We start from the raw sequence: 11818 nt of genomic DNA, 5'->3' as shown, positions 1-11818 counted from the left end.
ATAATCATTCCGGGTTTTCTTTTCTACTTTTATGTTTAATCCGTATAGAAAAACCTACTCCCAAAAATATAATTAACCATAATAAGAATCCTATTGATTTATTTACAAGTAGTAAATTTAATTCATAGTTTTGATAAACGATTATACCCAGATAAAAACTGGACGATAGTTTAATTACATAACTTTCAAGATTAATTGATAAATATTTCCATAAAACAACCAGGAAAATAAGAAAACTAATAAAACCTAACATCCCACTTTCTAGGAAAATTTGTAAATATTGATTATGAACATGGGCATAACCCTTAGTACTTAGATATTCATCTGGCTTTATCCCAACTTTATGTCCAATTATTGGTGATTGAATACCATATTTAACGGCTTCATCCCAGATAGTTTGTCTGCCAGAAAAAAAATTTTTGTTGAAGTATTCTCTTGACCATTCATTTAAAATGTTCCGATAACTAGAATTATATAGTTTAAAATATACAAAAAAAGATGTTAGGTTGAATAAAACGAATATATAAAATAAATATTTGTATAGCTTTTTTGAGAACTTCATGACAGTTAAACTTAATATAATAATAAATATGGATAAATATACTGTTCTGCTAGTTGTTACATAGATTAGAAATAGGTTTATAATAATGGAGAAAACTATTAGTATATTGTAGAGAATTTTCCCTTTTACTAATCCAAGTAATTGGAAAAACATAAGAATAAATAGAAATATTCCTGTTAAGTTTGGGTTTCTAATAATACCTTCAAATTTTTGAAAAGGCATGTCAGATGATAGCCAATTAATAAATAATAAGAGGACTAATATGATAGAGGTAAAACTAATAAAATTAAAATGTTTTTTTTTCCAATCGATATGTGTTAAAACTACTAGATACATTAATGTAATCATAAAAGTTGCTAATATTCGATCATTATCAAAATTTCTATTATATAAATGAGACAATGTATATAAAAAAGCAATAGCTGTTAACGATATAAATATCGGTAATATTGTCAATACGCTCTTTTTAGTTTGGAAAACAATAAAATATAGAAAAAGAATTAAACTGATAAATAACGATATTTGGATTCCTGTTTTACCAATAGTTATCAGTTCAGGTTGAGTAGTTAACTCCAATATATTAAGTATTAATAAAATAAAAAGTGTGTTTGGTAAATTGATTAGAAAATTTAGTTTTTTCATCATGTTAATGTTCTCCTGTATTATTGTTGTGTTATAGAGTAATAATACGGATGCGATTTTAATTATGCTATACTTTCTATTTTTTTTCAAATGACCAGTTGTGTAATTCTATAATACCTAAATATTTCGTTATATTTTGGCTTGTTTAGTTAAAATGGGGGATTTCGGTGAACTTCCGTTTGGTCTACTCTTCGATAATCTGGGTAACCTTGAGTGTGTAGAAATCCCATTCACGACCATTTCCATTAAAGATTCGCTGACACCGTTGGAATAGATCTGTGGTGAATTAGCTATTCACCATCCCCTCATCATTTCATCATTTGTTAACAGCTCGTGCAAAATCTCTGAATTTAAGTTAATATGATATTGAGCCATGATTGCTTCTACTTCTCTGATTAGTTTTGGTTTTTGGTTAACCATATTCTATCAAAGGAAGAGCATCATGGCCTATTTTCTATTTCCGTTTTTACACAATTATATGAACTTAACTGGAATTTCTATTCTATTTAACTAAACAATATAAAATACTATAGAATATAATTCATACACCGATAATTATTTTATGGGAGGAACCATACTTGCGTAGAGAAAGTGTATCCTTAAAAACTACTATTTTTACATTTGTAACTTTTTTGATTTTCTTACTACAAATTCCGGAGACCATGAATCTGCATTCTGAATCCAGGGTTTTAAAGGGAGTAGCGGTCAACGATCAAGTTGCCGTGTATAGTGAAAAAGACGTTAATTCTCAGCCTCTAAAAAGTTATTCACAGGGTTCCATTTTAATGTTTCAGGGTAATAAAGACGAAAACTGGTTTGATGCGGTAGTTTTTGTCCAGGGAGAAAAAAAAGAAGGATTTATACATAAAAAAGATGTCGAATTAATTACAGATAATCCATCTAGGATATCAGGGTTTGCCAAAAACAGGACTCAGGTTTACGTGAAGCCTTCAAAGGACTCTAAAACATGGAAGAGTTATCCTGATGGTAAACGGTTATATTATGAAACATTTACTTCAGAATGGCATCGGGCTACTGTATATGTTAATGGAGAAAGAAAAATAGGATATATAGCGGTATCGGATGTGGAAGAGCCTGTTTCTCATCAAGTAAACCGATCAGGGTTTGCAGTAAGTCATACAGCCAGTGTATATGCCTCTCCAACTAAAAGTAGTCAAGTATTGAAATCCTATGAACCCGGAAAAAGGCTTTACTATAAAACATTTTTAAGTAACTGGTATGAAGCAATGGTTTATGTGAATGGAGAACGCAGAACAGGGTATATACCTGTTTCTGATGTGGAAGAACCCACTTCACAGCCTGTTCAATTATCGGGAATTGCTGTGGCAGACCGCACGGCTGTTTATACACAGCCTTCGAATGATAGTGAGCCATTAAAATCCTATAGAGCTGGTAAGAAATTATTCTATCAAACTTATCTAGGGGACTGGTATAGAGCAATTGTATATGTGGATGGGAAACGTCATACGGGATTTATCGCAAAATCAGATGTAGAGGAACCAGTACCTGAACCCGAAAACAAGAGAGGTATTGCGTTAAAGGGTAAAACAAAAGTATATGAATCCCCCAGTCAAAGCAGCAGCATACTGAAGTCTTATCAACCGGGACATATTTTATATTATAAAACGTTTATATCCGATTGGTACGAAGCTGTTGTTTACTTAAATGGAGAACCAAGAAAAGGGTACATTTATGCAAGGGATGTAGAAAGTATCTCAGAAGTACAAAAAAATGTAAAAGGAATAAGTTATAATACTAGAACACATGTCTATACTGTATTTTGCAATAGAAAAGTACATAAAATTGCAAAGAAAAATACACAACTTTGCCAGCCCATATTTACTCTATTGTGATTTAGATAATGCGTGTGTCACACGGTAACTGTCACCCGTAAAGCTTAATACATGGGCATGATGAATGACACGATCTACCAATGCTGCCGTTAATCTAGGATCGACGAATATCTTGTTCCATTGGCTAAACTCCAGATTGGATGTAATAATGAGGCTCTTTTGCTCATACCAGTCTGAAATCAGTTGAAACAGTAACTCAGCCCCCTCCTTGCTAAATGGAATATATCCCATTTCGTCTAGTATGATTACATCCACCTTCTTAAAACGGCTTCTAAAAGCTTGTAGCTTTCCTTCTTTCCATACCTTCTCTAATTGATCGATTAAATCACAAACTCTATAAAAACGCACCTCATAGCCTTTTCGGCAGGCTTCTTTTCCTAAGGCAGTTGCTAAGTGAGTCTTGCCGGTTCCGGGAGAACCGGATAAAATCACATTTTCACGGCGTGAGATGAAGTTCAGTTCACATAAGTCCTTCGGATCGGTGTGGGGAGGAAAATGAATCTTCTCTCCCCATTGGAATGAGTCTAGATCATTTTTAGAAAGAAAGCGTGCCTTTTTAATTAAACGTTCGGCTTTCGCCTTCTCTCGAAGCTCAATCTCCTTCTGAAATAAGGCCTCAAGGTATTGAGTAGTATTTTCAAAAGGAATGGTTTCATAGATTTCAGCTACATTGGCGAGACGCAACGACTTACACATTTTCTTTAAATTTGTCTTACTCAAGAGAATCCTCCCCCTTTGTTATGTGATTTAGTTGATCATATATCTCCCAATTCACATCATAGGGGTGATCCTCTACCTGCTGGAACTCCCGTTCCTGAATCAGTTCATAAAACCTTTCATTGATCTCTTCCATATCGTAGCTAACCAATAAACTAATCAACCACTTGATTCGATCTTTCCGCAGTTGGTAGTTTTCGATACTGATATATTGATAAACACGGCCAGGCAAATAAGGAGCGTATCTTGAATAGGTCACACATCTTGGCTTCCTAGCCCAGTCTGTTAAAATAGACTTCCAGGGAATATTGCGTTTACTGTGCATATATGGACGTTCGTCCTCGTAAAGGATTTCTCCGTCAGGAGAAACAACCTTGAATCGATTCCAATACAGTACTAAATGCAGTTGTCCGTAGTTATATCCTCTTGGAATATACACTTTTGTTTTATCTAAAGTGATTTCTCCGTACTTATTGGCTTTTACGATTTTCTCCTTGAATACCGGATAACCTTCCTCAGGCAAAGCTAGTAAATGCTTTTCCTCCTCCTGAAGCAATTTTTGAATAGGCACCTGTTTCTGATAATGTTTACGTTCACGATCCTTTGTTAGTTTTGCTGACAAAATTTCTGTTAAATGCTCGTAGCTTTTTACCACAGGTGCTGGTGTTACAAAGTTGTACCGGATATACCCGACTTTATTTTCCACATTGCCCTTTTCATGACCACTTCTTGGATTGCACGGTTGAACCTCAAATCCATAGAAGTTCGCAAATTGCAGAAATTCTTGTGTAAATTGAGCCTCTCCAGATTGACTCCTGGCTTGGATAACAGCTGCCGTTAAATTGTCAATTCGTAGCTTTCTAGGCACTCCCCCCAACTGATGAAATAATGTCTTTAATCCGTATAAGAAACATTCCTGATTTTCACCTGGCAGTGCCACACAAAAGGCAGCATTACTATATGGTAACGTCATGACTAAGCAGTGTGAATCGATATACTTTCCATCTTTTACAGCTTCCGTTTTTCCAAAATCGACCTGTGCTTCCCCAGGTGGGTGCTGCAATCGTTCATAATTTTTACTGCTTGTCTCTTCGTCAGCTATCTTCCCCTCTTTCCATTCTTCAATAAAGTAACATACGGTCCGATAGGACCCTGGGAATCCCATCGATTTTAAATCCTCATAGATCTTCTTTTTGGTTCGCCTTTGTTTTCGGCGGAGTTTTTGATCTTCCATTAACCAATCGGACACGATTTCTCCCCACTTTTCTTGATACATCATTCCTTTCTTCAATGTTTTTTTCTCTCGAGGAATCTCATCTTTATCAGCGTACTTTTTTGCAGTACGCCAATTAATGCCAAAGGTATTTGCAATTTTATTAATCGAAAATGATTTATGATTCCGAAAAAATTTGATAGAATTAATTTCAGACATTGTCAGCATCCCTTTCTACCTCCACTGAATTGTTATTCGACACCAAATACAGTAGAGGATATTTTAGGGGGCTGGCAAGTCTTTTTTTATACCCAAATGATCATTGCAGGGTTATGTATTTTTTTCTTGCAAAACTATGTACTTTTATTTTGCATTAAACATCTATACAAGGCCTAGTAAAAGTTCCAGTGTTTTAAAATCATATGACGAAGGTGATAAACTTTTATATCAAACATTTTCAGATAACTGGTATGAAGCCCTTGTCTATGTTAATGGGAAACCGGTGACCGGATACATTTATAATGGGGATGTTATAAACCAAGGAACAAAACAAAAAGACTATACTGGATTCGCAGTTAAGGATAAAACCTATGTCTATGAAGAAACCTCAAAACATTCAAAAAAATTAAAAGGGTATACTTATGGGGCTAAAATGCTATTTAAATCTTATACAAGCAACTGGTATGAAGCGATAGTTTACCTGAATGGAAAACCACATACGGGATATATACATAAGAACGATGTAAGTTTTCACCGGCCATATAGCAAACAAATTGTCAATCCTAAAATGATATATACCTATGAACAAATGGTCAGGGATATTAAAGCCTTAGAAAATACTTATCCTGGTATCATTCAAACAGAGATTATTGGAAAATCGGTAGATGGCAGAAACATTTATGCTGTTAAACTGGGAAAAGGGGATACAAAGATATCGATTAACGCCGCAACCCATGCACGAGAATGGATTACGACTAACCTGGTTATGCATCAAATTGATACGTATAGCCGCGCATATACAGGTAACAAAAACATTGATGGATATAATGTCAGAGACCTGTTAAATAAAGTTTCCATATACTATGTGCCAATGGTTAATCCAGATGGAGTAACATTAGTCCAAAAAGGCCCATTTGCCTTAGGTAATCCATATAATCTTATTCGGATAAATGGCGGAAAAACTGATTTTTCTCACTGGAAGGCTAATGCAAATGGGGTTGACTTAAATCGAAATTACCCCGTTGGTTGGAGAAATGTAGTCAATGATCCAGGCAAACCTTCATCCCAAAATTTTAAGGGTTATACACCACTGAGTGAACCTGAAACTATCGCTCTATCTAACTTTTCATTAGAACACGATTTTAAAACAATCGTATCCTATCATTCATCAGGAGAAGTTATATACTGGGAAAATGGTGAAGGAGAGATAAGGGAGAATGCAAGAAAGGTAGCTCATCTGATCAGTAAAAAAACTGGTTATTCTATGCTGCCGGCTTCTTTCTCACCAGGCGGAGGATTCTATGCAGACTGGTTTACAGAAAACACTGGCCAACCAAGTGTGACTCCAGAAGTATCTCCTTATGTAGGTTCAAAACCTGTTCCCATTAGTAACTATGACCGGATATGGAAACAAAATTTTTCTATTGGACTAGTAGTTGCATATGAAGCTTATCAAAGTAGACATAAAAGATAGTAGACTTTGTTAATAAGGCGGTTTAACATTCTTGCTGGTAGGTAAATATTCCTATGTCCTAATATGTTAAAAATCGTATTAGTTATTTTGAAATGTTAGGGGGATTAGGTTGAAGAAATTTCAATGGCGTAAGTTAGTGTTTAATCTTTTTATTTCTTGTTTGACCTTATTTTTTATTCAATTGGTTTTTCCATCTGTTTTACAGTCTGAAACAAAAACTGCCACAGGGATTGCCTTGCAAAAAACAGTATATGTTTATGAAGATAAGGATAAGAATTCAAATTCACTGAAAGGTTACCAAAAAGGGTCTATATTGGTGTTCCAGATAAATGACAGCGAAGATTGGTACAATGCAGTTGTTTATGTGGATGGAGAAAGAAAAGAAGGATTTATCCATAAAAATGATGTCGAAGTAGTTACTGAAAGTCCGGAAAATTTATCTGGTTACGCAGTAAAAAAAGCGAAAGTTTATCAATTGCCATCTAGTGATTCAAAAGTGTGGAAAAGTTACTCGTCAGGAAAACTTTTGTATTACCAAACATTTACGTCCGAGTGGTACCAGGCAATTGTATATGTTAACGGTGAAAGAAAGAAAGGATTTATACCTGTTTCAGACGTAGAACAACCAGTTACCGATCAAATTAGTAAATCGGGTTATGCAAAAGAAGATCAAACGAGAGTATATGCTAACCCAAACAAAAATAGTCAAGTACTGAAATCCTATGAATCTGGTAAGAAATTATACTATAAAACATTTTTAAGTGACTGGTATGAAGCAGTTGTATATGTAAATGGACAAAGAAAAATAGGTTACATTGCAGCATCAGATGTTGAAGAGCCGGATTCGGAACAAAAAAGCCTATCTGGTGTTGCGCTAAAGAACAGAACCAATGTTTATGTGGTTCCAAACAATAAAAGCAATGTTCTAAAGTCATATCCAGCGGGAAAAACCCTTTATTATAAAACATTTTTAACCAATTGGTACGAAGCTATCGTATATGTGAATGGAGAAAGAAAGACAGGATATATTCATGCAGAGGATGTAGAGTCTCCAACAAAAAATCCTGTGCAGCTTTCAGGAATTGCTGTTAAAAGACCTACTAATGTTTATGCTAAGCCTAGTTCTCAGTCAAAAGTACTGAAGAGTTATGGTGAAGGAAACACTCTATATTTTCAAACTCACGTAACAGGCTGGTATAAAGCACTAGTTTATATTAATGGCAAACCTTATACAGGTTTTATTCAGGCAACAGATGTTGAAATTCCGACTGATCAATCTGTGAATTTGTCAGGTATTGCATATAACAGTAAAACAAAAGTTTATTCAAAACCTACTCAGGAGAGTCAGGTTCTCAAATCGTATAATCAAGGGAGAACGTTATACTACAAAACATTCATTTCCAATTGGTATGAAGCTCTGGTATATATTAATGGGAAACTCACAATCGGTTATATTTATAAAGATGATGTCATTTCACCGGATGAACAAAGAGATTTAAAAGGTGTAGTTTATGGAAGTAGAGCGCATGTCTATTCTAAACCAAATACAAAATCAAGTATTTTAAAATCTTATAAACATGGTTCCATATTGCGATTTAAAACCTTTACCACTGACTGGTATGAAGCAATCGTATATGTGAACGGAAAAAGGAATGTCGGATATATTCACAAAAAAGACGTTGATCTAATAGATGTTAGGGATAAAATCATCAAGGGTGTACCTGTTCTGAATCAATTTCCGTCCTGGCCAACAGGATGTGAATCAGTTTCTGTTACCATGTTATTAGCGTGGGCAGGATATAATATTTCTGTGTCAGATGTGGTAGATGTCCTTCCGAAAGGACCCGCCCCTTACTGGTATGCAGGAAAAATGTATGGTGCTAATCCTGATGAGGAGTTTGTTGGTCATCCTGCTTCTAAATATAGTTTTGGCGCTTATCAAAAACCTATGCTTAGAGTGATCGATAAAATTGCAAAAAATGGCGGAAAAGATTTAACAGGTATGTCTTTTGAAAAACAACTGGAAGTTGTCAAATCAGGAAAACCTGTTGTGATGTGGACAACAATTAACCTTTTGCCAAGTTATGAGTCCTATACGTGGTATGATCGAAAGAAAAATAAAGTAACATGGATAGCAAGAGAACATGCTTTTGTTGTGGTTGGTGTATCAAATAATTATGTTATTGTTCATGACCCATACATTGGAAAACGTATAGTATATAATAAACAATTAGTAAAAAAACGTTGGAATGAAATGGGTGGAAGGGCGATTACAATAAATTAAAGATAAAATGTTAAAAATCCTGTCTTTATGACAGGATTTTTTATTTAATCTATAAATTTTATCTGCATACAATTGTGTTTTGATTGAATTTGGCATGCGATTTTAAATACATCTGATTACAAACAACTATAATTGACTACTATATTATTAATAAATCTGTTCATTCAGGTGATACCATTGAAACCTCTTTTGAAAAAAATATCGATCAAAATCATTTCAACAATATATAAACGTGTTAGAATTCGCAAAGCCTCCATTCTGATCATCGAAAACGCGTATCCCTCTGGTTCCAGCACAAAGAGGATTTATGATTATTTGAAGGGCGAGTACCAGGTGGACTGGATCCGTTCTGACGAAATTTTATTTAAAAGAAAAAACACCTCCGATTACTTGAATTATATACGTCAAATGTTGAAAGTATCCAGGTACCACATCATCATTACTTCCCATGGGTTTAGAAAACTTAAACCTGAACAGGTCTTAATCGATCTCTGGCATGGTATTCCATTAAAAGCGATGGGGTTTATGGAGAATGATGAGCGGATATACGATCCGGAACCTTTTAACACGGACTATTTGATTACGAATTCGAAACTGGATTCAATGTTAATGGCAGCCTGTACCCATATTCCCTTTTCAAAACATCATATCCTGGGGAGCCCACGGACTGATTATTTACTTAATCCGGGAAAAAACAAAATAAAAGAGCTTGAGAAATATGACAAAGTAATCATCTATATGCCAACCTTCAGGCAAGGATACCGGAAGCGGACAGAGGGAAAGATTTCTGATGGCCTTTTTCCCTTTGACGATTTCGAAGAGAATGAATGGATTCAGTATTTACAGGATCACAATTATCTATTAATCGTCAAACTGCATCCGCTGGAAGAAAAATATGTCATCAAAAAAATGACCGGGCACCCGAATATTTGGGTTTTAAGTACAGAAACCCTGTTGGATCTCGACATGGATTTATATGAACTGTTGCCCCATACCGACTTATTAATCACAGATTATTCCAGTGTATATATTGATTATTTACTGCTTGATCAACCGATGATCTTTTTACAACATGATCTTCAAGAATACAGACAAACAAGGGGGCTGCTTTTGGAACCTTATGACTTCTGGACCCCTGGCTATAAGGTGAAGACACAATCGGAGCTGATTCATGCGGTCGAAAAAAGTTTTGACCGGGATGAGTATGCTGAACGAAGACAAAATCTAAAAGCAGTTTTCCATGTCCATAAAGATGGAAAAGCAACAGGAAGAACCGTGGAGCTTATTGACCGGATCATAGCAGGCCATGTTAAACCGTAAGCATCCTTCAGACTTACAGGAGCAGCACATTTCTTCGTTTCCGTTTGATGCAAACACACAGCTATGAAGGACAGAACGGGAAAGTGGTTGCACATTATTTCACTACAATTTGGTTGATCATTTCAATCGTTTCATTCCGGTTATTGACGCCTAACGTTTTATATATTCTGCTGGTGTATTTTTTACGGTTCCTACTGATAAGTATAAGCGCCTTGCAATTTCAACATTTGTGCAACCCTGCCATATTAAAGTGATAATTTTCTTGTCTGGCTTCGATACCGTTGCAGGGATTCGATCCCAGGGGATTAAGGAAAGGTCAGGTTCCTCGTTAGGTGTTTGGATATCTTGCTGCACGGCATTGACAACAGAATTCCCATGTCTCTCTTGATGATTCTTCAGTCGAGTTATCAGGGATTGCGACATAACATCCGGCCAGACCATTTGCCCTTTTTAGCGAGTTTTGGATGGCGGACACAATACGTTCGGTTTCCCACTCCTTCAAAAGAAATCCGTTTGCACCATTCAGTAAAGCCTGAATGACCAGTTCATCATCGGGATGGGATGTAATCAATAAAATTCGTGCTTCTGAATGGAGGGCCCGAATATCTTGAATCGTCTCCAGCCCATTCATTTCCGGCATATATACGTCCAATAAAATCACAACCGGATGATGTAGAAGAACAAGTCTGACCGCCTGCTTTCCATTTTCCGCTGTTCCGATAACTTCGAATCCATCTGTCAGTTCGAGAAGTTTTTGAAAGCCGTCTCTTACGATGGGATGATCATCAGCAATCAATATTTTGATCGGAATTGTCAAAGTGAAAACTCCTTTCCTGCTCTTTCGGCGTTCCCCGGTACCAGTGGACAGCAAATGTGCAAATGTGCGCCTTTGCCATCTTTCCTCGGTCCTACAGTAAGAGTTCCACCAATCATGCGAACCCGTTGATCCATTGCTGAAAGTCCAAAACCAAATGTAATTTGTTCCTGAATGTTTCCATTATCTTTTAGGTCAAAAGTAACCTGGTTGCCATCCCTCCCCATTTTCAGTTCAAAAACGGTGCTGTTTCCGTGCTTTTAACCATTCGTCAAACCTTCCTGCAGGGCGCGATAAAATGTCAGTTCCTGTTGAGGGGTCAGGTAGTTCGGATAAATCGTAATGAATGATCACACCCGAGTGCGCCATCGTTTTCTTGATTAAATCAATCAGACTAATCAGATGGAGCGATAGAGAATGATCAACGATCTGACAACCAGAAACAAAGTTCGTTCATCTGTCCACTGATACTAATAGCGGGAATCGTAGTGGCGGGATCGATTGTCTTTCTCATTAGGGGGAGAAAGATGAAGTTCAATGTGAAAGATGAATAAAAAAAGGATGGCATACTTTTTATACAGGTGATTGGATGGGCGTCCTGAATTGATATGATCCCCTTATAGTAGACAGAAAAAAGAAAGCACATTAATCTGTCTACTATGGAGGGGATTTTTTCTATGGGGAAAATACGAAAAACAT

10 protein-coding genes are annotated in these 11818 nt (G+C 36.0%); 4 read left to right on the top strand and 6 right to left on the bottom strand.

Annotated elements, in window-relative coordinates:
- Positions 1-4 precede the first annotated feature (4 nt).
- Together EDD68_RS10840 and EDD68_RS15615 are read right to left on the bottom strand one after the other, a co-directional pair.
- Positions 5-1207 carry an O-antigen ligase family protein gene (locus tag EDD68_RS10840; protein ID WP_132372309.1) on the bottom strand — a complete coding sequence of 401 codons (1203 nt, stop codon included), beginning with the start codon at positions 1205-1207 and terminating at the stop codon, positions 5-7.
- 291 nt (positions 1208-1498) lie between these two features.
- Positions 1499-1624, bottom strand: coding sequence for a hypothetical protein (locus EDD68_RS15615; protein WP_279388257.1), 126 nt, complete (start codon positions 1622-1624; stop codon positions 1499-1501).
- A gap of 158 nt (positions 1625-1782) precedes the next feature.
- Here EDD68_RS15615 and EDD68_RS10835 point away from each other — a divergent pair, with 158 nt between their 5' ends.
- Entirely contained in the window at positions 1783-3078 is a 1296-nt protein-coding gene (locus EDD68_RS10835; protein WP_132372308.1) for an SH3 domain-containing protein, read from the top strand.
- On the opposite strand, the gene istB is transcribed toward EDD68_RS10835, so the two are convergent.
- Both istB and istA read right to left on the bottom strand, forming a co-directional pair.
- Positions 3070-3774, bottom strand: a complete 705-nt coding sequence (gene istB, locus EDD68_RS10830) for an IS21-like element helper ATPase IstB (protein WP_132372356.1) — start codon at positions 3772-3774, stop codon at positions 3070-3072. The genes EDD68_RS10835 and istB overlap by 9 nt on opposite strands.
- A gap of 16 nt (positions 3775-3790) precedes the next feature.
- Positions 3791-5236: an IS21 family transposase gene (istA, locus tag EDD68_RS10825; RefSeq protein ID WP_132372307.1), complete on the bottom strand. Its 1446-nt coding sequence runs from the start codon at positions 5234-5236 to the stop codon at positions 3791-3793.
- A 127-nt stretch (positions 5237-5363) separates the two neighbouring features.
- Here istA and EDD68_RS10820 point away from each other — a divergent pair, with 127 nt between their 5' ends.
- The 3 genes from EDD68_RS10820 to EDD68_RS10810 all read left to right on the top strand — a co-directional run bounded on the left by EDD68_RS10820 (position 5364) and on the right by EDD68_RS10810 (position 10305).
- On the top strand, positions 5364-6701 hold the full coding sequence (locus EDD68_RS10820) for a M14 family metallocarboxypeptidase (protein WP_132372306.1): 1338 nt from the start codon (positions 5364-5366) through the stop codon (positions 6699-6701).
- A gap of 109 nt (positions 6702-6810) precedes the next feature.
- Positions 6811-8985, top strand: coding sequence for a C39 family peptidase (locus EDD68_RS10815; protein ID WP_165902153.1), 2175 nt, complete (start codon positions 6811-6813; stop codon positions 8983-8985).
- A gap of 168 nt (positions 8986-9153) precedes the next feature.
- Positions 9154-10305: a CDP-glycerol glycerophosphotransferase family protein gene (locus EDD68_RS10810; protein WP_279388256.1), complete on the top strand. Its 1152-nt coding sequence runs from the start codon at positions 9154-9156 to the stop codon at positions 10303-10305.
- A 328-nt stretch (positions 10306-10633) separates the two neighbouring features.
- Here the strand turns inward: EDD68_RS10810 and EDD68_RS10805 are convergent, their stop codons facing one another.
- Positions 10634-11122, bottom strand: coding sequence for a response regulator (locus EDD68_RS10805; protein WP_165902151.1), 489 nt, complete (start codon positions 11120-11122; stop codon positions 10634-10636).
- Positions 11119-11346 carry a sensor histidine kinase gene (locus EDD68_RS15275; RefSeq protein ID WP_165902150.1) on the bottom strand — a complete coding sequence of 76 codons (228 nt, stop codon included), beginning with the start codon at positions 11344-11346 and terminating at the stop codon, positions 11119-11121. The genes EDD68_RS10805 and EDD68_RS15275 overlap by 4 nt, the downstream gene beginning before the upstream one ends.
- Positions 11347-11818 lie beyond the last annotated feature (472 nt).

This window comes from Melghiribacillus thermohalophilus, assembly GCF_004342905.1.
Classification (GTDB): domain Bacteria; phylum Bacillota; class Bacilli; order Bacillales; family Alkalibacillaceae; genus Melghiribacillus; species Melghiribacillus thermohalophilus.
The sequence above is the reverse complement of the archived record's forward strand: the minus strand, read 5'-3'. Positions and strand labels throughout refer to the sequence as shown.

Bases quoted from the DNA above. Each gene is read 5' to 3' on its own strand.
- EDD68_RS15275 (WP_165902150.1), bottom strand. From the start codon at position 11,346: ATGGGGAGGGATGGCAACCAGGTTACTTTTGACCTAAAAGATAATGGA.
- istB (WP_132372356.1), bottom strand. From the start codon at position 3,774: ATGTGTAAGTCGTTGCGTCTCGCCAATGTAGCTGAAATCTATGAAACC.
- istA (WP_132372307.1), bottom strand. From the start codon at position 5,236: ATGCTGACAATGTCTGAAATTAATTCTATCAAATTTTTTCGGAATCAT.
- EDD68_RS10820 (WP_132372306.1), top strand. From the start codon at position 5,364: ATGTACTTTTATTTTGCATTAAACATCTATACAAGGCCTAGTAAAAGT.
- EDD68_RS10840 (WP_132372309.1), bottom strand. From the start codon at position 1,207: ATGATGAAAAAACTAAATTTTCTAATCAATTTACCAAACACACTTTTT.
- EDD68_RS15615 (WP_279388257.1), bottom strand. From the start codon at position 1,624: ATGGTTAACCAAAAACCAAAACTAATCAGAGAAGTAGAAGCAATCATG.